Source organism: Streptomyces shinuiensis (assembly GCF_043660855.1).
Taxonomy (GTDB): domain Bacteria; phylum Actinomycetota; class Actinomycetes; order Streptomycetales; family Streptomycetaceae; genus Streptomyces.
The window spans coordinates 3,662,425-3,683,681 of the sequence record NZ_JBIHML010000001.1 but is presented as its reverse complement, the minus strand read 5'-3'; the positions used below and the strand labels follow the sequence as shown (position 1 = coordinate 3,683,681).

Below are 21,257 nucleotides of genomic sequence, written 5' to 3'. Positions count from 1 at the left end.
GCGCCGGTGTCCGGCGCCCGGTCAGGAGGCCTTGGCCTTGGGCCGGGACTCCCGCACGGCGGCCGAGACCGGGGCCGCGGCCTCGTAGAACTCCTCGCGCGGGTTCTCCACGGCACCGAGGGAGACGACCTCGCGCTTGAGGAACATCGCGAGCGTCCAGTCCGCGAAGACCCGGATCTTGCGGTTCCAGGTCGGTACCGCCAGGCCGTGGTAGCCGCGGTGCATGTACCAGGCGAGCCGGCCCTTGAGCTTCAGCTTGACCCGCTTGCCCAGGGCGATCATCGCGACGCCCTTGTGGAGGCCGAGGCCGGCCACCGCGCCCTTGTTGGCGTGGCGGTACTCGGCCTGCGGGAAGCCCCGCAGGGCCGACATCACGTTGTCGCCGAGCACCTTGGCCTGGCGCAGCGCGTGCTGGGCGTTCGGCGGGCACCAGGCGTTCTCGTTGCCGGCCTCGCGGCCGACGAGGTCCGGGACCTGGGCGTTGTCGCCCGCGGCCCAGATGTAGTCGGAGCCCTTGACCTGGAGCGTCGCCCCGGTGTCCACGTGGCCGCGCGGGCCCAGCGGCAGGCCGTAGCGGGCCAGCGCCGGGTTCGGCTTGACGCCGGCGGTCCACACGATGGTGTCGGAGTCCACCTCGAGGCCGTTCTTGAGCACCACGTGGCCGTCGACGCAGGACTCCATGGACGTGGACAGGTAGACCTCCACGCCGCGCTTCTGGAGGTGTTCCAGACCCCACCTGCCGAGTTCGGGACCGACCTCGGGGAGGATCTTGTCCGCGGCGTCGACGAGGACGAAGCGCATGTCCTCGCGGCGGACGTTGTTGTAGTACTTGGCCGCGTCGCGCGCCATGTCCTCGACCTCGCCGATGGTCTCGGCCCCTGCGAAGCCGCCGCCGACGAAGACGAAGGTCAGCGCCCGGCGGCGGACGGCCTCGTCGTTCGTGGAGTCGGCCTTGTCGAGCTGCTCCAGGACGTGGTTGCGCAGGCCGATGGCCTCCTCGACGCCCTTCATGCCGATGCCGTTCTCGGCCAGGCCGGGGATCGGGAAGGTGCGGGAGACCGCGCCGAGCGCGACGACCAGGTAGTCGAAGGGCAGCTCGTAGGACTCACCGACCAGCGGCGAGACCACGGCGACCTTGCGGTCCTGGTCGATGGTGGTGACGCGGCCGGTGAGGACCTCCGCCTTGGGGAGCACGCGCCGCAGCGGGACGACGACGTGGCGCGGGGAGATGGACCCGGCGGCTGCCTCCGGCAGGAAGGGCTGGTACGTCATGTACGAGCGCGGGTCGACGACGGTTACGGTCGCCTCGCCGTACCGCATCTTCTTCAGGATGCGGCGCGCTGCGTACAGACCGACGTACCCGCCACCCACTACGAGGATTCGCGGACGCTCCGTGGTGCTCATGCCTTCGAGTATCCCCTGCCATCCGGGGCACCCCTCGTGAGGGTCTTCACAAGCATCTCACCCTCTTCTGTTACACTCCGCCGACCCGTGACCGGAACCACACCCGCAAACGGGAACCGGCGCAGCTCACAGCACGTTCAACACCCGCCGTGAGCTGCGTAATCGCTCCCCGGAAGAGCCGAGCGGCGCGACCGCCGCCCCGGAGGGGTCCGGCACTCCGACGCCCCCGGAACCACCCCTTCCGGGTCACGGAGACCCGGAATCGCCACTACCGGCAGGTAACATAGCGGGTCGATGCGCTTTTCCTTGTGAAGAACTTCACGAACTTTCCCGGCGGGGTCTCCCGCGACGCCCCGATCGCGCCTTCCAGGCGTGCGGGGGGCGGCGGTACCGCCGCCCCCCGCACGCCTGACATCGTGTTTCCCCGGCGGGGAGGGGGTCTGATGCGCCGTCCCGCACTGCTGCCGCTCCTGCCGGCCGCAGGGTGCGCCGCACGCACGCCGCCGGGGAGGGCATGCACCCCCATCGGCGCCGAATCCGGGATCCCGGCGGACTTCCGGCCTCGCCGCGGACGCGGCCGGGGGCGGCGCCACCGTCCGCGCTGACCGCGCTCGGCGACGACCCGTGCCGCGAGGACGCCGGTGCCGGGGAACTCACCGGCCCGTCCGGGCTCCACCGGCTCCGGGTCGGCAGCCACCGGATCGCCTGTCAGGCCGACGACGGTGAACTCGTCGTTCCTGTCGTGACGGTGGGCGGCCGGCGCGACGTCCGCCGGAATCCGCGAGGGCCGGGGCTCCCCGGGACCTTCGTGGGCCCGAAGGGCCCCGGCCGCGACGCCGTGGGCCGGGCGCCGGGTCAGCGCGCGGCGCGGGAGTGGGCGATGCCGTCGAGGATGTCGTGTTCGCTGACCACGACCTCCCGGGCCCCGGTGCGCTCCATGATCGTCTGAAGGACCAGGGCACCCGCACCGATCACGTCCACCCGTCCCGGGTGCATCACGGGGATGGCGGCGCGCTCGTCGTGGGTGGCGGCCAGCAGGCGTGCGGTGACCTCCGCGACCTTCTCCGCGCCGATCCGGGAGTGGTGGATGGCGGACGGGTCGTACTCGGACAGCTCCAGCGCGACGGCTGCGACGGTGGTGACCGAACCGGCCAGCCCCACCAGCGTCCGCGCCTCGGCCAGCGGGACGGTCTTCTCCACCAGGTCCAGCGCGGCCTCGGCGTCCGCCCTCATGGCGGCGATCTGCGCCTTCGAGGGAGGGTCGGTGATCGTGCCGTCGCACAGCAGATGGCGCTCGGTCAGCCGGACGCACCCGACGTCCACGCTGCGGGCGGCCCGCACCCCCTCGTCGCCCACCACGAACTCCGTGGAGCCGCCGCCGATGTCCACCACCAGATACGGCCCCTCCAGGTGCTCCGCGCCCGCCAGCTCCCCGGTGGCGCCGGTGAAGGAGAACCCGGCCTCCTGGTCGCCGGTGATCACCTCGGGCTCGACGCCCAGGATGTCCACGACACCGCGCACGAAGTCGTCCCGGTTCTCGGCGTCGCGCGAGGCGGAGGTGGCGACGAAGCGGGTGCGCCCGGGGGTGACGCCGTGAGCGCGGATCACCTCGGCGTACTCGCGGCAGGCGGCGAAGGTGCGCTCCAGCGCCTCGGGGGCCAGCCGCCCGGTGCGGTCCACGTCCTGACCGAGGCGGACGATGGTCATCCGGCGGTCGAGGTCGGTCAGCTCGCCGGTGTCCCGGTCGATGTCGGCGACGAGCAGGCGGATGGAGTTGGTACCGCAGTCGATGGCGGCGACCCTGACCGTCGTGCCGTTCGTCGTCCCTGTCACCGCGCGTCCTCTCCGCCGCCCCCGGCCGTGCCCACGCACGGTCCCTTGCGCCACCACTCCGGGAGCATGGCGATCGCCTCGTCGCCCAGCGGGTTGACGCCCGGGCCCGCGACCAGCGAGTGGGCGACCAGGACGTGCAGGCACTTGACGCGGTCGGGCATCCCGCCCGCGCTGGGGAAGCCCTCCAGCACCTCGATGGCGTCGCGGCGCGCGATGTAGTCCTCGTGCGCCCGGCGGTACGCGGCGGCCAGCTCCGGGTCGGTGCGCAGCCGCTCGGTCATCTCCTTCATCACGCCCTCGGCCTCCAGCGTGCCGATCGCGGAGGCCGCGCGCGGGCAGGTGAGGTAGTACGTGGTCGGGAAGGGCGTGCCGTCCTCCAGCCGCGGTGCGGTCTCCACCACGTCGGGCTGCCCGCAGGGGCAGCGGTGCGCGATGGCGCGCAGACCGCGCGGCGGGCGGCCGAGCTGCTGCTGGAATGCCTCGACGTCGGCTTCGGCCGGCGCGGTGTGCTCGGTACGGGGCGGGGGCGTTTCCATAGGGCCAGGATGCCTCAGGGGTGTCGGGGCCGGGCGCGAGGGCCCGGCGGAGCGGAAGGATCGCGTCCGGGGCGTTCAGGGACGCTGTCCGGCGGCGCCGGAGGCGTCCGCCGCGTCCACGCCGTCCCACAGGTGCCGGTACCAGGCCTGTTCGGTGGGGCCGGACTCGGCGGTGCGGCGGGAACGGGAGGCGCCCTCGCCGGCCCGGTCGGCCGTGCCGCGCGGGAGGATGTAGCCGGTCTCGCCGGGGCGCACGTAGAGCAGGTGCTCGCGGATCATCCGCTCGACGTAGGCCGGGTCCTTCCAGCGGGCCTTCAGATCGCGCTTCTCCTCGACCCGGCCGCGCAGTTCCTCGACCAGGCGCCGCTGCTCCTCGATCTCCGCACGCTGCGAGACGTACTGCCGCATGGGGTAGGCCAGGGCGACGACGAGCGAGCACAGGACCATGACGAGCAGTGCGGCGCGGCCGGTCAGCCGGCTGCGCCGGGGAGCGCGCATCCGGCGGTTCTGGGCTCGGTAGACGCGCTCCGCCGCCTGTGCGCCCAGTGCCCTGAGCCTGGTCGCGGTGGAGAACCTGTCCCGTTCCGCGGCCACCTCGCCTCCCCTGCTGCCCTGTCGTCGCCGTGCCGTCGCGGTGTCGTCGCCGTATGCCGCCGCGTCCCCGCCACCGTACGGGACGGCGGCGGGGACGCGGTGACGGCACGGCCGCCGCGGCGGCCGTGCTCAACGCTTCGCGGAGCGACCGCGCTTACCGGTCCGCGGAGCGGAAGCGCGGAAACGCCGAGCGCCCGGCGTACACCGCGGCGTCGTCGAGGATCTCCTCGATGCGCAGGAGCTGGTTGTACTTGGCGACGCGCTCGGAGCGGGCCGGGGCGCCGGTCTTGATCTGGCCGCAGTTGGTGGCGACGGCCAGGTCGGCGATGGTGACGTCCTCGGTCTCGCCGGAGCGGTGGGACATCATGCACTTGAAGCCGTTGCGCTGGGCCAGCTCGACGGCGTCCAGCGTCTCGGTCAGGGAGCCGATCTGGTTGACCTTGACCAGCAGGGCGTTGGCGGCACCCTCCTCGATACCGCGGGCCAGGCGCTCGGGGTTGGTGACGAACAGGTCGTCACCGACGAGCTGGACCTTGTCGCCCAGGCGCTCGGTGATGGTCTTCCAGCCGTCCCAGTCGTCCTCGAACAGCGGGTCCTCGATGGAGACCAGCGGGTACGCCTCGACCAGCTCGGCGTAGTAGTCGGTCATCTGGGCGGCGGTGCGCTCCTGGCCCTCGAAGACGTAACGACCGTCCTTGTGGAACTCGGAGGCGGCCACGTCCAGGGCGAGGGCGACGTCCTGGCCGGGGGTGTATCCGGCCTGCTCGATCGCCTCCAGGATGAGGTCGAGCGCCTCGCGGTTGGAGCCGAGGTTCGGGGCGAAGCCGCCCTCGTCGCCCAGGCCGGTGGACAGGCCGCGCTCCTTCAGCACCTTCTTGAGGGTGTGGTAGACCTCGGTGCCCCAGCGCAGCGCCTCGGAGAAGGACTCGGCGCCGATCGGCGCGATCATGAACTCCTGGATGTCCACGTTGGAGTCGGCGTGCGATCCGCCGTTGAGGATGTTCATCATCGGCACCGGCAGCAGGTGCGCGTTCGGCCCGCCGAGGTAGCGGAACAGCGGCAGGTCGGACGCCTCGGAGGCGGCGTGGGCGACGGCCAGCGAGACGCCGAGGATGGCGTTGGCGCCGAGGGAGGACTTGTCCGGGGTGGCGTCCAGGTCGAACATCGCCTGGTCGATCAGGCGCTGCTCGGTGGCGTCGTACCCGACCAGCTCCGGGCCGATCTGCTCGATGACGGCGAGGACGGCCTTCTCGACGCCCTTGCCGCCGTAGCGGCCCTTGTCGCCGTCACGCAGCTCCAGGGCCTCGAAGGCGCCCGTGGAGGCGCCGGACGGAACGGCTGCACGGCCGGTGCTGCCGTCGTCGAGGCCGACCTCGACCTCGACCGTGGGGTTGCCTCGCGAGTCGAGGATCTCGCGGGCCACTACGACGTCGATGGACGGCACGAGGGTCTCCTTCGTGTGTGTCGGGCGTGTGTGTCGGGTCTCAGTGCCCCGAGCCTATCCGGCCCGCGCCCGCCACCTCGTCGACAGCCCGTGCCATACGGCGGAACGGATGGTGAAATCGCAGCTCAGAAGAGGTGGGGGCATTTTGTTTCCAAATTGAATAAACCCGGTGCGGTGCGCCCTCCGCCAAGGGAGGTGACACACCGCACCGGGGTGGCGCCGCCGGGTGACGGGAGTGGCGCCGGGGCGGGCACAGCAGGGGATCAGACCCGGAGCTGCTGGCCGGGGAAGATCAGATTGGGGTCGTCGCCGATGACGTCGGCGTTGTCCTGGTGGATCTGCTGCCAGGTGGTGCCGTGGGCAGCGGCGATGGCGCGCAGCGTGTCGCCGGACTTGACCGTGTAGCCGGCCTCGGCACCGCCCCGGTGGCCGTCCGCCCGCTCGAAGGCGCTCTGCGACCGGGACTGCTCCTGGGACTGCCGCTGCGACTGCGACTGCTTCTGCGACTGCGACTGCGACTGCTTCCGGGACTGCGACTGCGACTCGGCGTCGGGGCCGGCGGGGCGGCCGCCGCCCGGGTCCACCTCGGCCGCGGGCCCGCCGGCGGTGAGGCCGCCCTTCTCGGCGCAGGCCCAGGCGCGCGGGCCCTGCATGGCCAGCAGCCGCTCGGCCACGGCGATCTGCTGCTCCCTGGTGGCAAGGTCGGCGCGCGGCGCGTACCGGGTGCCGCCGGCTGCCTCCCAGCTCGACTGGGAGAACTGCAGACCGCCGTAGTAGCCGTTGCCGGTGTTGATGGACCAGTCGCCGCCGGACTCGCACCGGGCGACCCGCTCCCAGGTGTCGACGGACGCGGCCGAGGCGCCCGGCGCGCCCGCCACCGGAACGGCGATGGCGGCGCCCGCGGCGCCCGTCAGCGCGGCCGCGCGGACGGCCCTGGCGGTGCGACTGTCGTACCCCTTGCCGGTGAACAGCATGGACGTCCCTTATCTCACCGACGCCTGCGAGGTGAGCTGTCGGGTTCGGGCAGTGAGCAAGCCCGGCCGTCCGGGGCACGGGGCCCCGGGCGACTTCACCCCAAGCCGCTCCGGACCGTGCGGTCCGGGGCGGCGCCTACCTGGTTCCCCCGCTCCTGCCCTCGGCGCTGACGCGACGACTGCCCACCGGCCGCCGGCAGGATTAGGCGCTGCGGACGGTGGCACTCGCGGTGCGAGCGAGACGACGGTAAGCACACCGGGGCATATGTCTCAAAGCATGTCAGAAACCGCCGATTCACCCTTTCTGACGCCCTCGCGGCTGGAACCCGCAGGTCAGGTGAGGAGCGTTAGGCCGGACAGGAACGACACGCCGCAATCGCCCGGGAGGGTCATCCCGCAGGGCCGTCCGCACTCACCCGAGAGTGAGTTCCTGTCCCGGCAGGATCAGGTCCGGATCCTCACCCACGACGTCCTTGTTGCTCTCGTACAGCCCGCTCCAGCCTCCCGGAACGTCCTGCTCCTGCGCGATCGTCACCAGCGAGTCCCCGGGACGCACCAGATAGCCCTCGTCCCTCCCGAGGGCTCCCAGACCGCTCACGGTGCCCGCCAGCGCGGGTCGCTCGGCGCGGGCGGAGCGGTCGGCGGCCTCCCCGGAACGCTCGTCTCCGGCAGCCTCCCGGCCCTCCGGCGTCCGGCCGTCCGCGGCCCGGCCCTCCGCCTCCCGCTCCAGTTCGCGCGGGTCGCGCTCGCCGCGGTGCTTTCCGGTACCCTTCCCGGCCTCGGCGCGGGCGTCGTCCCCGGCACCGGCCTCGTCACCCTCGGCGCCGTCGGCCTCCGGGGCGTTCCGCTCGTCCTGGGCGCCGGTGTCCTCCGCGCCGCCGCCTCCTGTCCCGCCCCCGCCGGCGGCCGGGGCTCCCTCCTCCGCGTCGCCGCCCGGCAGGAGGCCGTCCGGCAGGCCCCCGCCGCCCTTTCCGCTCCCGCCGTCCCGCGCGCCCTCCTCCGGCTCCGGCAGGAGGTTGTCCGGGTCGATGGCCGGGGCCTCGCCGGTGGTGTCGTGGCGCAGCCCGGCGTTGACGCCGCAGGAGGGCCAGGCGTCCGGCCCCCGGTCGGCGAGGATCTTCTCGGCCACCGCGATCTGCTGGCTGCGGCTGGCGAGGTCGGGGCGCCCGGCGTACGCCGTACCGCCGTACCGCTCCCAGATCTCCTGGGTGAGCTGGAGGCCGCCGTAGTAGCCGTTGCCGGTGTCGGCGCTCCACAGGCCGCCGCTCTCGCACTGCGCGACCCGGTCCCAGGTGCCGAGGTCTGCCGCCTGCGCGCCCGTCGCCCCGAGCAGGGGGATGGCGAATCCCGCGCCGGTCGCTCCGGCCGTGACGAAGATGGCGGGAGCCTGGCGGGGGCGGCGGTGTCTACCGTTCCCGGAAAGCATGTGTGGAGCCTCTCGTGCGTGGACAGCCGACAAGGTTGAGCGGTTGACGGCTGAACGTAGCGTCACCGGGCCGATCATCACAAGTCAGTGTCTCGCAGATCACGCACGGATCACATACATGACTGTGCGTCACCCGCGCACCGGCTCGAACTCGACCGGCAGTTCGCGCAGTCCTCGCATGATGAGGCCGCCCCGCCAGCGCAGATCGGCGGGTTCCGCCGCGAGCCGCAGGTCGGGAAGGCGTCCCAGCAGGGCCGTGAGCGCGATCCGCCCCTCCAGCCGCGCCAGCGGTGCGCCCAGGCAGTAGTGGATGCCGTGGCCGTATCCGAGGTGGGGATTGTCACCGCGCGTGAGGTCCAGGGTGTCCGGGTCCGCGAACCGCGCCGGGTCTCGGTCGGCGGCGGCCAGCACCACCAGCACCGGGTCGCCGGCGCCGATCCGCTGCCCGCCGATCTCCAGCGACTCGGTGGCGAACCGCCAGGTCGCCAGCTCCACCGGCCCGTCGTAGCGCAGCAGTTCCTCCACCGCCGTGTGCAGCAGCGCGGTGTCGCCGGCCGCCAGCGCGCCCTGGAGCCGGCGCCGCTGCTCCGGGTGGCGCAGCAGCGCGTAGGTGCCGTTGCCGATGAGGTTGACGGTGGTCTCGAAGCCGGCGAACAGCAGGATGAACGCCATCGCCGCGGCCTCGTTCTCCGTCAGGTGCTCACCGTGGTCGCTCGCCCGGATCAGACCGGAGATCAGGTCGTCGCCCAGGTCGCCGCGCTTGCGGTGGATCAGGTCGGCCAGGTATGCGCGCATCCGCTTCACGGCCCGGCCCACCCCGCCGCGTGGGCCGCCGCCGTGGCTCCCCCGGGGGCCCGCGGGCCGCCCCCCGGAGTGACGCAGCATCATGCCGGCCCAGTCGCGGAAGTCGTCCTGGTCCTCGGCCGGAACGCCGAGCATGTCGCAGATGGCGTAGATCGGCAGCGGGAACGCGAACTCGTGGATGAGGTCGGCGCTCCCGCGCTCCGCGAAGCCGTCGACGAGCCGGTCGGCCAGCTCCCGTACGCGCGGCTCGAAGGCCGCCACCCGGCGCGGGGTGAACGCCTTGGACACCAGCCGCCGCAGCCGGGTGTGGTCGGGCGGGTCGATGTTGAGCAGGTGCGTCATCAGGTTGGCGCCGCGCTCCCCCGGAATCCCCACCTTCCCCTTGCCGTGCGCGGCCTCGCTGTGGTGGGCGGGGTTCTTGCTCAGCCGCGGGTCGGCCAGCGTCTCGCGCGCGTCCGCGTACCGCGTCACCAGCCACGCCTCCACCCCGCTGGGCAGCACGGTGCGGTGCACGGGCGCGTGCTCGCGCAGCCGGGCGTACGCGGGGTAGGGGTCGGTGGCGAATTCCTGTGAGAACAGGGCGGGTGGGCGAGGAGAAGCAGCAGCGGGTGGGCGAGGAGAAGCAGCAGCGGGTGGGCGAGGAGAGGCAGCGGCGGCGGGCGGGGGCGGGGTGCGGTCGTCGCCGGCGTTCTCGTGGTCCACGCCCCCGACGCTAACGCGGCCTCCGCACGCCCGGCGGAGGGGGTCCGGGCTCCCGGCGCACCGGACCGGACCGGCGGCGGCATGGCGGCCCGGAGGGCGGGTACAGCGGAAGGACGGATACGGCAAAATCTCCGAAAGGGGACACAGTGCCCTCGCACTCCTACCCTCCTCCGCAGGACTGGGGCCACTACGGGGAGCCGGAGCCCGGACCGCCGCCTCCAGAGCCCCCGGCACGGCCCCGCGACGGGATGGGGGTCGCAGCCCTCGTGCTCGGGCTGATCGCCCTGGTGATGTTCTGGACCGCTCTCCTCGGTGTGGTCCTGGGGGTGCTGGCGGTCGTGTTCGGTGTCGTCGGCTACCGCCGCGTCAGGCGGGGCGAGGCGACCAACGGGTGGATGGCCCTCACCGGCGCGATCACGGGCTTCATCGGTCTGGCGCTCTCCACCGCCGTCATCGCCGCCACGGTGGCCTTCCTCAACTCCGACGAGGTCGACGACTTCCGCGACTGCATGCGGAACGCCGACACCTCCTCCGAAAGCCAGGAGTGCGTGGACGACCTGCGCGACCGGTACTGGTGAGGGCGCGCGACGTGCGCGGGCCGCACCGCCCGCAGACTCACCGGACCTGGCGGCCCTCACCCGGCAGCGTCAGCGCGACCAGCAGCAGGCAGCACCCCAGGACCGCCGCGCCGGTGCGGAACGCCAGGGCGTAACCGGGAGCGAGGGCGTCCGGGGCTTCGCCGGTGATCCGGGAGGCCGCGACGGTGGAGAGCACCGCCAGGCCCAGGGAGCCGCCCATGGTGCGGGAGGTGTTCACCATCGCCGAGACCACGCCCGCGTCCCGTTGCGGGGCGCCGGAGGTGGCCAGGGAGGCCAGCGGGGTGGCCAGCAGTCCGGTGCCGAGCATCGCGGTTATCCCGGGTCCCATCACCGTGGCCGCGTAGCCGCCGTCGGCGGCCATGACCGAGCTGAACCACAGGAAACCGCACGCCGCCAGCGCCACACCCGTCAGCGCGGTGTTCCGGGCCCCGATCCAGTGCATCAGCCGGGGCGCGAGCTTGGACCCGGCGACGACGCTGAGCGAGTGCGGCAGGAACCCCAGACCCGCCTGGAGAGGTGTGTAGAGCAGCACGTTCTGCATGTACAGCGACATGAAGTACCAGGAGGAGACCAGCGCCGCGCCGCAGACGAACATCGCGGCGTTGGCCGCCGAGACCGACGGCAGCCGGAACAGGCCCAGCGGCATCAGCGGCGCCCCGGCCCGGGACTCCACCACGACGAAAACCCCCAGCAGCGCCAGCCCGCCCAGCAGGGGCACGAGCGTGACCGACTCCGCCCAGCCGGCCGCCTCCGTCTGCACGATGCCGTAAGCCACCGCGCCGAGACCACCGGTGACCAGCACCGCGCCGGGCACGTCGAGTCGGCGGGCACCACCGGCCGGATGGTCCGCCGACAGCCGGAGCGCCACCGCGAGCAGCACGAGCACGCCGATGGGCACGTTGACCAGCAGCACCCAGCGCCAGGACAGCGCGTCGGTGAGCACACCGCCGACGAACCCGCCCGCCGCGCCACCCCCGGCGCCCACCGCCGTCCAGGTGCCGATGGCCCGGGCGCGGGCCGGGCCCTCCGGGACGGAGGTGGTGAGCAGGGTCAGGGTGGACGGGGCGAGGACGGCGGCCCCCGTCCCCTGCACGGCCCGCGCGGCCAGAAGCTGCCAGGGCTCCTGTACGAGGCCGCCGGCGAGGCTGGCGGCGGTGAACAGGCCGAGCCCGGCCAGGAACACGCGTTTGCGCCCGAAGATGTCGCCGGCCCGACCACCGAGCAGCATGAACCCGGCGAAGGTCAGCGTGTAGGTGTTGACCACCCACTGGAGCTGCTCGGCGTCCATCCGCAGCCCGGCGCGCATGGACGGCAGGGCCACATTGACGACGGAGACGTCGAGGACGACCAGGAACTGGCCCGCACACGCGGCGAGCACGATCAGCCACGGTGCCCGGGCCGGACCGGGCACCGGTGCCGCCTGGGTCTCCTCGGCCTCGTCCGGACACTTGTCCATGGCACCCATGCTAAGGAGCCGCCACCGGCCGCCCGGCCCCGGTTCTTCCCGTCCGGCCCCCGCCCCCGCGCGGCCCGCTCACTCCGGCGACCGGAGCGCGGCGCCGGGGTCCGGTGTGACGGCGGGGTTCGGTGTGGCGACGAGGTCGCCGATCGACACGCAGTCGCCCGCCAGACGGATCTCCCCCGGGCCGCACTCCGCCGCCGGGCCGGTCGGGAGGGGCGCGAGGGTCGGCGGGCCGCCCGGAAGCGGCGGGTACGGCAGGTGCGAGGAGGGGCGCGGGAAGAGGGGGGCGACCGGTGTGCCCGGGACGGAGGGCCGCTCCGTCGCGTCGTCCCCGGTGAACAGGTTCCAGGTGAACACCGCCATGACCACCACCGCGGCCACCAGCATCCCCGGTCCGCCGTTCAGCCGGCGGGACCCGCCGGTGCCGGTCCCGGCGGCGGGGGCGGCCCCGCCGGGCGGTCGGGCCATCGGGCCGGTGCGGTCCAGCGGAGCCGCGGTGTTGACGCCGCACAGGACGAGGCGGGTGCGCAGCGGGGACGCGGCCTCGGGGTCGGCCGCCGCCGCCCGCGCCAGTTCCACCGCCTCCCGGGCCTCGTCGTCGTAGACGACCAGGGCGCTGGGCGCCGTCCAGCGCAGGCTCCACCCCGCCCGCCCGGCGCCCGTCAGCCCCTGGCCCACCAGGGTCTCCAGAGCCTGCTCCGGCGATCCCGGCAGACCCCACTGGCCCGTGCCCCAGCCCGCCTCGTGCAGCGCCTCGGCCAGTTCCGCGCCGCGCCCGGCCTCCAGCAGCCCCAGGACGGCGTCCACGGTGGGCTCCGGCGAGACGTCAGGCCCGGAGAGCCGGGCCAGGGGCCCGCGCAGGTCCTCGACGGCCTGGACCATCTGCGCCTCGGCCGCGTCGTCCAGCCACTCCTGCCACGGCTGCCCGAGCCTGCGCGGCCCCGACGGCGGCAGGAGCGGGCGCAGCAGGGAGCCCCACACACCGTCGGGGAGCCGGACGTACGCGTCCGCCACCCGCCCCGCCGCCGAGGAGGCCGGGGGACCCGGCGCGTCCCGGACACGGGCGAGGGCGGCCAGACGGCGGCTCAGCGGCGGGTGGGAGTCCAGCCGGGAGCGGGGCGGCTCCGGCATCCTGCGCCGCCACTCCTGAAGCGCCTCGGCGTACTCGGGGTCGGCCAGCATCTCGGTGAAGGGGCACAGCGGGTCGTCGGGCGTCAGCCCGCGCCCGGCCATGGGGTCCAGCAGCCGGGCCCGGTAGTCGGCCCAGGCCGCGCCGACGGCGTGGACGGCGGTCAGGGCGGACGCCGTGGCCGCCCGTCCCACGACGGCCGCCGCGGCCGCGTCCGCCTGGAACTCCTGGCGCCGCCGCACACCGAAGGTGACGGCGTCGAACAGCCACGCGTACATCCCCAGCGCCCAGCGCTGGTAATCCGTGTAGGACGCCACCACGATGTTGCCCCCCGCCGCCTTGGCGATGCCGGTGCGCGCCGTGTGCAGGGCGGCCGAGCCCCGGTGGGCGGTGGCCGCGAACCGGGTGTGCCGGCGCGCGTAGTGGCCCAGCTCGTGGCAGAGGACCGCCCGCAGTTCGTCCCCGCTCAGCCCCGCCAGCAGCGGTACGCCGATCTCCATGCGCCGGGCGGCCGCTCCCGCGCCGAAACGGGTGTCCTCGCTGACGGAGGCGTTGGCCTCCAGCGTCAGCCGGATCTCGGTCGGCTCGGGCGCGCCGACCGCACGCGCCAGGCCGGTGACCGTCTCCCACAGTTGCGGGGCCTGCCGACGGGTGACCGCCCGGCCCTCGCGGGCGGCCGGGGCGCGACCGCCGGAGAACAGCCCGCGCAGCACCGCCAGTACGGCAGGCAGGCCGAAGGCGACCAGGTACAGGGGCGCCGGTGTGGTCATGCGCGTGCCGTCGACCAGGAGTATCCACAGCACAAAGGCCGACAGGGCCGCGTAGCCCAGCACCAGCGCCCACGACACCGCGTAGAAGCCCCCCACCAGTACAAGGGCCAGCGCGGTCCGCAGCAGAGCGCCCGCCGTCGCCGTCATCCACTCCCCCTCCGGCCCGGTCCCCCGCTGTCATCGTCCCCGGTGACGACCCACCGGAAGCAGTTTTTCCACAGCTGTGGGCGGAAGGCGACGGAACGCGGGGTTCCGGGGACGGTTTCGGCCGTGCGCGCGTCCCGTGTACGGCACTCCGTCGCTGATCAACTCTCCGCCGGCACCGCGCGGGATTGTCCTGAACCGGCCCCCTGCGCGCCGCCCGTGCGGGCACTCCGTCCACAAGCGGCGGCCCCGCGACGGGCTGGGCATCGCGGCCATCGTGCCGGGCGTCATCGCCGCCCGGATCTCCTTCCCGGACCCCGGGAGTCCGGCACCCCGGAGGAGTTCCCGCGGAACACCGGCCGGCCCTGCCGGGGGCACAGGAGATCGTGGACGACCACGAATCACACCGGCGTGACGGGCCAGCCGGTGGTGATCAGGTACTGGCCGAAGAGGTAGCCCGCCATGATCGCCACCTCCTGGCCGGGGAAGGCGTGCCCGGCGGCCCGGAGGCCGATGAGCAGGTCCGAGCCGAGGAAGGCCAGCGCGCCCGTGCCCGCGCGGGCACCGGTGCCCAGGGCGGTGACGACCATGGCCGTCAGGGCGAGGCTGTAGCCGGCCACCGGCAGGCGCAGCCGCTTGTCCAGGCCCGGGGCGATGGCGGCGTTGGCCGCGGCCCAGCCGGCCAGGCCGGCCGCCGCGATCCAGGGGCGGCGTCCCAGGTCCTTCAGCGCGCCCTGGCGTACGTAGCCGGCCGTGTAGCTGACCTGGGTGCCCAGGAAGGCGGCCATGCCCAGGAGGAAGGCGGGCTCGTACCCGTCGGCGAGGAGGGCGGTGTCACCGGCCGTGGCACAGGCCAGTGCGGCCAGTAGGGCCTTGGGGACGGGGGCGTCCGCCGTCTCGCGTCGGCGCAGCGCGTGGGCGGCGAGGGCGGGCATCAGCAGCGGCTTGCCGGCACGGGCGGCGCCGCGCGGACGGCGGGCGGTGGCCAGCAGGTCGGCCGCCGCGAGCGCGCCGAAGGCGACCAGCGCGCCCCGGCCGTGCCCGTCGGGGCGGGTGAGCCGGGCCGCTGCCCGGCGGGTGCGGCGCGTGCCGCGCTCCAGAGCCGTCGCGAAGATCGTCACGGGGGTGGTCATGGGGGCACAGTCTGGCGGCCCCCGTGGCGCGCCTCAACGGCGCGGCCGGATCAGGTGTGGCCGGGGCCGCCGGAGCCGAAGCCGCCGCTGCTGCCGGGACTCCAGGTGGGGCGCTTGTCGGGGTCGACGGGGTGGGTGTCCTCGTGCTCCTGGAGCTCGTACGGGAGCCGGCGCCTGCCGTCGCGGGGCAGCGCCTCGTCGTCCCGGACGCCGTCCTCGTAGACGATCGGCTCGTCCGGGCACTCGGTCGGGGTGGAGATCCCCTCGTCGCCGCGCTTGAGGATGCGCAGCCCGTACCCCACGGCCAGGACCAGCAGGCCCACCACCACGATTCCCGCGACCAAGGGGCCGATGCCGATCGTCAGATCGGAAGCGGCCAGTGGGACGTGATCCGCTGCGTAGATGCCGTTCATGGCCATCGGGTACCCCCGCGCGGCCCGGTCACTCGACCCGGGGCGGCTCCTGCCGGTCTCCGGCGCCCGGGGCGGCCGTGCCCGCCCCGGGCGCGCTCTCCGCCGCCCGTATGGCGTCCCGGTAGGTACGGGCCGCCGCCCGCAGGGCCGTCTCGGGGTCGGTGCCCCGGGCCTCGGCGCGGGCGGCCAGGGTCAGCAGCTCGTAGCCGACGCCCTCGCCGGCCGGGAGGGCCTCGATGCCCGCGGTGCGGGCCCGGCCGGCCAGCTTCGCGGCCAGGGCGAGGGCGGGCTGGCCCAGCGGGATGCCCTCGGTGACCGACTCGCGCCGCTTCTCGACCGCCTTGGTGCGCAGCCAGTGGGCCTTGACCTCCTCCGGCGTCTCGGCGGTCTCGTCGCCGAAGACGTGGGGGTGGCGGTGGACCAGCTTCTCCACGATCGTGGCCGCCACGTCGTCGACGGAGAACGGCTCGTCGGGGTCGTCCTGGGCGATGCGGGCGTGGAAGACCACCTGGAGCAGCACGTCGCCCAGCTCCTCGCGCAGGGCTTCGCGGTCACCCTCCTCGATGGCCTCGACCAGCTCGTACGCCTCCTCGATGCCGTACTTGACCAGGTCCTCGCCGGTGCGGGTGCCGCTCCACGGGCACTCGGCGCGGATGCGGTCCATGACCTGCACCAGGTCCAGCAGGCGGGCGCCGGGCAGGTCGTAGGAGCCGGGCAGCAGCTCCAGCTCGGGCATCGCCTCGCGGCCGGAGCCGGCCAGGCGGGCCAGCCCGTCGGTCAGGTCCGGTTCGCCCTCGGCGCCGGCGAGGACCACCACCGTCGGGCCGCCGCCCGCCGCGCCGTCGCCGCCGGCCCCGCGGGCGCCGTCCGCGCCCGTGCAGGCGTCCACCAGCTCGCGGGCGGTGGGCCGGGCGACCTCCACCTCGACGCCCGCGTCCCGGACGTACGGGAGCTGCGGGTGGCCGGGGTCCGGGCACAGGACGCGGTCGGCCGTGCGCAGTGCCTGCCAGGCGGGCCAGGACAGCAGTCCGGGCGCGACGCGGTGGCTGGTGGTGAGCAGGACGATGCGGCCGGTGGCGGGGGCTGGTGCGGGGCTGGAGGGGTTCACGCCCCGAACGTAACCGATGGGGGCCGGTCCCCGTGCGGGACCGGCCCCCGCCGGGAGCGCGCGGCCGTCAGGCGGGCTGCTGCGGCTCGGGGCTGGAGACGTTCCTGATCCACGGCTCCTTGGTGTCGGTCAGGGTGATCTGCTCGTCGTCCCAGGCGCCGAAGCGCGGGTTGACGGTCACGTCCAGCTTCTCGGAGGCCTCCTTCAGCGCCCGTGTGATCTCCTGCTGGCCCTGCGGCGTCTGGAGGTCGGCGCCCAGCTTCCCGGCCAGTTTCTGGACCAGCAGCTGGGAGCGCACCGCCTGGTCGATCTCGTCGGGTGCCACGGCCCGCTGCTGGAGCATCATCGCCTCGAGCTGCCCGGGGCCGCCCACGTTGCGCTCGGCCTCCTCGCGCGCCCGCTGGACCTCGCCGCGGTTCACCGTCACCCCGGCGTCCTCGGCGGCCCGCTCCAGCACCCGCTCGAAGACCAGGGAGCTGACCGTGCCTCGGGTGAGCTGCTCGGTGTTGCCGATCAGCTCGGCACTGCGGTCCGACTCGCCCTGCGCGGCCCGTACGGCCCGCACCTGCGACTGCACCTGCTCCATGGTGATCCGCTCGCCGCCGACGACGGCCGCCGCGCCCGGGTGGGCTTCGCTGCCGCACGCGGTCAGCAGCGGCGCCGCGACGAGCACCGCCGCCGCGGCTGAGAGGGAGAGCGAGGTCCTGCGGCGGAACATTGAGCCTCCTGAGTGCGGCTGTGGAACGGATGGTGTGGACGGTGCTGGGGAACACCTGTGCAATACCGTCCCGGCGATGATCGATGCTAGGCAGTCGGCGTGACTCCCACCACCGTTTCGGCACTGTTTCGGCAAACGAGCCGGCGGCCGGAGGGATGCGCCGCCCCCGCCCCGCGGTCCGGCTCCGCCGTCCGTCCCGGGGCGGGGGGCGGAGCGGGGGCGGCTCGGGCAGTGTTCGCCGGTCGTTACCGCTCCGTACACCCGGGTGCCCGAGAGTGGCCTCCGTGTCCAACGAAACAGCCGTGCAGACCCCGGAGCGCGGCCCCGACGCCGGCGCGGGCTCCGGGCAGAGCGACCTCGCGCGGGAAGCGGCCCTCCCCGGGGTTCCGGCGCCCGCCGTCCACTCGTCCTCCCCCGCCCCCGGGCCCGCGTCCGCACCCGGGCCCGCACCGCGCGAGCACCGGAACGACATCGACCTGATGCGGCTGATCTGCTCGGTCGCGGTGATGCTGGGCCACGTCGGCGGGGTGTTCATCGCCGCGGTCGGGCGCGAGGAGGCGGGCGGGCCCGGCGCCTACTGGACCGGGCACGTCGTGGAGGCGCTCAACCCGTTCGCGGTGCCGATGTACTTCGCCATCGCGGGGTGGGCGGTGCTGGTCGGCGCGCCGCCGCGCGACAGCCGCCGCATGTGGCGGCGGATCGTGCGCAACTCGGTGCCGCTGTTCGTCTGGACGGCCCTCTACCTGCTGTGGGGCCGGGCGTGGGGCACCAACGACGGGCCGGTGTCACGGCTGGCGGTGGAAGCCCTGTTCGGGTCGGTGCGGCCCGCGTACCACCTGTGGTTCATGTACGCCTACATCCCGCTGATCGCCGCCCTGGCCTTCGTGGTGCTCGTGCGGGCCGGGAAGCGGCCGTGGGGCCTGGGCGCGGTGCTGCTGGTGCTCGCGTCGGCGCCCTCCCTGACGGGCGACCTGGAGCGGTGGACCGGCTGGGACCTGCCGCGCTTCGGCTGGGGCTTCGGCGTCTACCAGGTGGCGTACGCGCTGGGCGGCGCGATGCTGTTCGCCCTGCCGGCCGGGGCCCTGGGCCGCCTGGCGGGCCGACGGTGGGTGTGGGCGGTGCCGATGGCGCTGACGGCGGCCGGGGTGCTCTGGTACCACACCCGCGTCCACTACGTGATCCCCAACGCGCATCTCCTGGTCGCCGTGATGACCGGCTGTGTGCTGCTCATGGTCACCCGGGCGCGGGTGCCGGAGCGCTGGGTCCCGTCGCTGTCGAAGCTGGCGGGGGCGGCGCTGGGCGCCTACATGGTGCATGTGATGGTGATCTCGGCGATCGTGGAGCCGCTGGTCTCCGCGGATGTGCCGGGGGCGGTGGCGGGGCCGCTGTTCGTGGTGCTGCTGGCCGCCACGGTCGTGGTGTCGTTCGGCGCGAGCCTGCTGTGGGGGCGGCTGGGGCTCCGCAGGTATCTGGGCTAGCTGTGCCGGCCGGCGGCCGTGCCGGAGCCGCGGCGGGCTCCGGCACGGGCCGGGTTCACTTCCCGGGGGCGCGGGCGGCAGCCGCCCGCCTGACCCGGCGCGCGGCGCGCAGCGCGTGGTCACTTCCCGGCAAGCGGCGCACCAGGCCGGGCGCGAGCCCTCCGGGCAGGCCGAGCGCCGTCAGCCGGCGCCGCTTGAAGTAGCGCGCCGTGGTGTCGTCCAGACGGGCGGCCAGCCACGCCTCGGCCCCGGCCCGCAGGGCGGGGTGGCGCTCGGCCTGCATGCAGTACCCGACGGCCCGCACCAGCGGCTCGGCCCGCCGCACCGCCTCCGCGGACTCGGTGACCACCTCGCCGCGCGGGCGCTCCCCCTCTCCCGGGGCCTCCAGATCGGGTACGAGCGCGTCGACGAGGGTCAGCGGGACGCGGTTGCTGTTCTGGTACGGCGTCAGCCGGTCCAGCAGCGGCCCGGTGCCCACCCGGGCGACGGGCACGCCGTACAGGGCGGAGGCGGTGAGCAGCGCGGTGGAGAAGCAGCCCACGACCAGCTCCGGGCGGCACCGCCGGAAGACGGTCTCGGCCAGCATCGGCCGCTCCGGCACGACCAGCCGTACGCCGGTGTCCGCGGCGGCCTTGTCCAGCACCCTGGAGTAGCGGGCGGGCGCGGTGGGGTGGGGCTTGAAGAGGACCGCGCGGTGCCCGGCCGCGGCGGCGCCGCGCAGCATCCGCTCGTGCAGCGCCTCCTCCTCGTCCACGGTGAGGATGCCCAGCGCCGCCAGGTACTGGCCCAGCAGTACGGCGGTGGGCAGGCCCTCGCCGTCCGGGTCGAGTTCGGCGGCCAGGCCGTCGTCCCCGGCCGCGTCGTCGAGTTCGTCCAGGACCGAGCGGAAGACCTCGTTCGGCACCAGTTCGGACGGCACCCCGTACTCGGTCAGCAGCAGCGGCGTCAGACCGGGCACCAGATCGAGGTGGAGCAGCCGCTGGACGCGGCAGGCCAGGGCCTGCGGCAGCTTCTCGCGGGTGGGGCCGTAGCTCATCAGGCCGTCGGCGTAGACGTGGACGGAGGCACTCGCGAAGATCGCGGCCAGCGCCTTCGCCGGGCTGACGTGCACGGACTCCACGACGAGGTCGACCGGACCGTCGCCCAGGTCCCAGCTCGCGCGGAACATCCGCTCCCACAGCGGACAGTCGTTGCCCGCCGGGCTCCAGGTGCCGGGGTGGTGGGGGCGGATGGCGTCGTTCCAGTCGATCACCCGGTCGAAGCGGGCGGCCAGCCGGTGCCAGCCGCGCATGCCGTCCAGCCGGGAGGCGGTCTCGGGCACCTCGGCGTTGTTGGAGACCAGCAGGACCCGCAGCGTCCGGTGCCACGGCCCGAACGTGCCAGCGTCCAGGGCGGCGGCCAGCGTGGCGGCGCCGTAGAGGGTGGAGACCTCGAAGATCTGGACGCGGGTGTGCGCGTCGGCGCCGCTCCCGCCGGTGCCCGCGGTACCGGTGACGCCCGTGGTGCCGGCCATGTCAGGCCGCCTTCCGTGCCGTGCCGCCCAGCAGCCGCCGCAGCGTTCTGGCGCGCCCGTGGTCCATCGACGTCAGGGTCCGCTCCAGCGCCTCGTGCGGCATCCGGCGCAGCGCCGCCGCCGACTCGTGCTTCAGCCGCCGCGCGGCGGCGGGCTCGTAGCGGTGGGCGTTCGCCGCGTGGAAGGCGATCATGGCGCAGTAGGTCCGCACGATCTTGGGCAGGAAGCGCTCGGCCTCGCGGTCGGCCGCGACCTCGGCCAGGATCAGGTCGTGGGCCGGTATGAAGTCCAGTTGCCGGGCGTCGCGGATCTGGGTCAGCGAGGTGGTGACCCCGCGCCGGTAGAAGACGCCGAGCAGGCCGGCCGTCGCGAACGTCTTCGCCCGCAGGTGGAGCTGCCACATGAAGACGCGGTCCTCGGCGGTGCGCAGGTGGGTGGTGAACCGCATGCCCAGGCCGTCACCGCCGGTGTCGAACAGACCGCGCCGGTAGATCCCGGCCCAGACGAAGGGGTAGTCCACCATCGTCTCCATCTCGGCCGGCGCGATGGCGTCCCGCGTGCTCAGCACCGCGTCCCGCCGCCGCGCCGGAGCCCGCTTGACGGTGCGGTCGCGGCCGGTGGACTGCACGTGGTCGGTGCGCACGAAGTCGCAGTCCAGCTCCCCGGCGGCGCGGAGCAGGTCCCGCAGATAGCCGGGCGCGTACCAGTCGTCGCCGTCGAGGAAGGTCAGGTACTCGCCCTCGGCGGCCTCGATGCCGGTGTTGCGGGCCTGGGCGATCCCCCGGTTCTCCTCGTGCCGCACCAGCCGGGCGCGCGGCAGATCGTTCACGGCCCGGTCGAGGATCTCCGCGGTGGCGTCCGTGGAGCAGTCGTCGACCAGGACGAACTCCGTACCCGGCCGCGCGTTGGCCGCGAGGCTGCGCAGGGTGTCCTGCGCGTACTCCTGGACGTTGTGGAAGGGGACGATCACTGAGAGCTTCGGCACGTGGTTTCCAGACGCTGCGGACAGGGCGGCGGGCCGGACGCCCGCAGTCCACGGCTGCCGGCCCCGCAGGCGCAGGCTAGTGACGCGC

General features: G+C 74.3%; 18 protein-coding genes, 1 pseudogene and 1 riboswitch. Of the genes and pseudogenes, 3 read left to right on the top strand and 16 right to left on the bottom strand.

Translation table 11 applies throughout. The features are described from left to right. Window positions 1-21: 21 nt before the first annotated feature. Entirely contained in the window at window positions 22-1,404 is a 1,383-nt protein-coding gene (locus tag ACGRHY_RS16845) for an NAD(P)/FAD-dependent oxidoreductase (protein ID WP_394636155.1), read from the bottom strand. Window positions 1,405-1,999: 595 nt separating this feature from the next. On the opposite strand from ACGRHY_RS16845, the pseudogene ACGRHY_RS16840 reads away from it, so the two are divergent. Then, window positions 2,000-2,182 (top strand): annotated as a pseudogene (locus tag ACGRHY_RS16840) (type II toxin-antitoxin system RelE family toxin); the annotation flags it as partial. Between the two features lie 77 nt (window positions 2,183-2,259). Here ACGRHY_RS16840 and ACGRHY_RS16835 read toward each other — a convergent pair. The 7 genes from ACGRHY_RS16835 to ACGRHY_RS16805 form a co-directional block, all read right to left on the bottom strand. Next, window positions 2,260-3,237 carry a Ppx/GppA phosphatase family protein gene (locus ACGRHY_RS16835; protein ID WP_394636154.1) on the bottom strand — a complete coding sequence of 326 codons (978 nt, stop codon included), beginning with the start codon at window positions 3,235-3,237 and terminating at the stop codon, window positions 2,260-2,262. Further along, a complete protein-coding gene (locus tag ACGRHY_RS16830) occupies window positions 3,234-3,773 on the bottom strand; it encodes a DUF501 domain-containing protein (RefSeq protein WP_394636153.1) in 540 nt (179 codons plus the stop codon). Before ACGRHY_RS16830 ends, ACGRHY_RS16835 begins: the two co-directional genes overlap by 4 nt. Before the next feature lie 75 nt (window positions 3,774-3,848). Continuing rightward, window positions 3,849-4,367: an FtsB family cell division protein gene (locus tag ACGRHY_RS16825; RefSeq protein WP_394636152.1), complete on the bottom strand. Its 519-nt coding sequence runs from the start codon at window positions 4,365-4,367 to the stop codon at window positions 3,849-3,851. A 154-nt stretch (window positions 4,368-4,521) separates the two neighbouring features. After that, window positions 4,522-5,811, bottom strand: a complete 1,290-nt coding sequence (gene eno, locus ACGRHY_RS16820; protein WP_394636151.1) for a phosphopyruvate hydratase — start codon at window positions 5,809-5,811, stop codon at window positions 4,522-4,524. Window positions 5,812-6,074: 263 nt separating this feature from the next. Continuing rightward, window positions 6,075-6,785 carry a LysM peptidoglycan-binding domain-containing protein gene (locus tag ACGRHY_RS16815; RefSeq protein ID WP_394636150.1) on the bottom strand — a complete coding sequence of 237 codons (711 nt, stop codon included), beginning with the start codon at window positions 6,783-6,785 and terminating at the stop codon, window positions 6,075-6,077. 6 nt (window positions 6,786-6,791) lie between these two features. Further along, a riboswitch (cyclic di-AMP (ydaO/yuaA leader) is annotated at window positions 6,792-6,962 on the bottom strand. 235 nt (window positions 6,963-7,197) lie between these two features. After that, entirely contained in the window at window positions 7,198-8,211 is a 1,014-nt protein-coding gene (locus tag ACGRHY_RS16810) for a transglycosylase family protein (RefSeq protein WP_394636149.1), read from the bottom strand. A 129-nt stretch (window positions 8,212-8,340) separates the two neighbouring features. Next, window positions 8,341-9,717, bottom strand: coding sequence for a cytochrome P450 family protein (locus tag ACGRHY_RS16805; RefSeq protein ID WP_394636148.1), 1,377 nt, complete (start codon window positions 9,715-9,717; stop codon window positions 8,341-8,343). Between the two features lie 248 nt (window positions 9,718-9,965). On the opposite strand from ACGRHY_RS16805, the gene ACGRHY_RS16800 reads away from it, so the two are divergent. Beyond that, a complete protein-coding gene (locus ACGRHY_RS16800) occupies window positions 9,966-10,295 on the top strand; it encodes a DUF4190 domain-containing protein (RefSeq protein ID WP_394636147.1) in 330 nt (109 codons plus the stop codon). Window positions 10,296-10,332: 37 nt separating this feature from the next. On the opposite strand, the gene ACGRHY_RS16795 is transcribed toward ACGRHY_RS16800, so the two are convergent. From ACGRHY_RS16795 to ACGRHY_RS16770, 6 genes are all read right to left on the bottom strand, one after another. Continuing rightward, a complete protein-coding gene (locus ACGRHY_RS16795; protein ID WP_394636146.1) occupies window positions 10,333-11,781 on the bottom strand; it encodes an MFS transporter in 1,449 nt (482 codons plus the stop codon). A gap of 69 nt (window positions 11,782-11,850) precedes the next feature. After that, window positions 11,851-13,824, bottom strand: a complete 1,974-nt coding sequence (locus ACGRHY_RS16790; protein WP_394636145.1) for a M48 family metallopeptidase — start codon at window positions 13,822-13,824, stop codon at window positions 11,851-11,853. A gap of 398 nt (window positions 13,825-14,222) precedes the next feature. Then, the gene (locus ACGRHY_RS16785) at window positions 14,223-14,954 is read right to left on the bottom strand and encodes a lysoplasmalogenase family protein (protein ID WP_394636144.1); all 732 of its coding nucleotides are present in this window, start codon (window positions 14,952-14,954) and stop codon (window positions 14,223-14,225) included. Between the two features lie 50 nt (window positions 14,955-15,004). Continuing rightward, window positions 15,005-15,367 (bottom strand): DUF6479 family protein, encoded by a 363-nt coding sequence (locus ACGRHY_RS16780; RefSeq protein WP_394636143.1) that lies wholly within the window; start codon window positions 15,365-15,367, stop codon window positions 15,005-15,007. Window positions 15,368-15,395: 28 nt separating this feature from the next. Continuing rightward, window positions 15,396-16,475 carry a nucleoside triphosphate pyrophosphohydrolase gene (locus tag ACGRHY_RS16775; protein WP_394636142.1) on the bottom strand — a complete coding sequence of 360 codons (1,080 nt, stop codon included), beginning with the start codon at window positions 16,473-16,475 and terminating at the stop codon, window positions 15,396-15,398. A 67-nt stretch (window positions 16,476-16,542) separates the two neighbouring features. Beyond that, window positions 16,543-17,193: a SurA N-terminal domain-containing protein gene (locus ACGRHY_RS16770; protein ID WP_394636141.1), complete on the bottom strand. Its 651-nt coding sequence runs from the start codon at window positions 17,191-17,193 to the stop codon at window positions 16,543-16,545. Window positions 17,194-17,477: 284 nt separating this feature from the next. On the opposite strand from ACGRHY_RS16770, the gene ACGRHY_RS16765 reads away from it, so the two are divergent. Beyond that, window positions 17,478-18,671, top strand: coding sequence for an acyltransferase (locus ACGRHY_RS16765; protein ID WP_394636140.1), 1,194 nt, complete (start codon window positions 17,478-17,480; stop codon window positions 18,669-18,671). Between the two features lie 55 nt (window positions 18,672-18,726). On the opposite strand, the gene ACGRHY_RS16760 is transcribed toward ACGRHY_RS16765, so the two are convergent. Further along, on the bottom strand, window positions 18,727-20,184 hold the full coding sequence (locus tag ACGRHY_RS16760; RefSeq protein ID WP_394636139.1) for a polysialyltransferase family glycosyltransferase: 1,458 nt from the start codon (window positions 20,182-20,184) through the stop codon (window positions 18,727-18,729). Window position 20,185: 1 nt separating this feature from the next. Continuing rightward, a complete protein-coding gene (locus tag ACGRHY_RS16755; RefSeq protein ID WP_394636138.1) occupies window positions 20,186-21,169 on the bottom strand; it encodes a glycosyltransferase family 2 protein in 984 nt (327 codons plus the stop codon). Window positions 21,170-21,257: the final 88 nt, after the last annotated feature.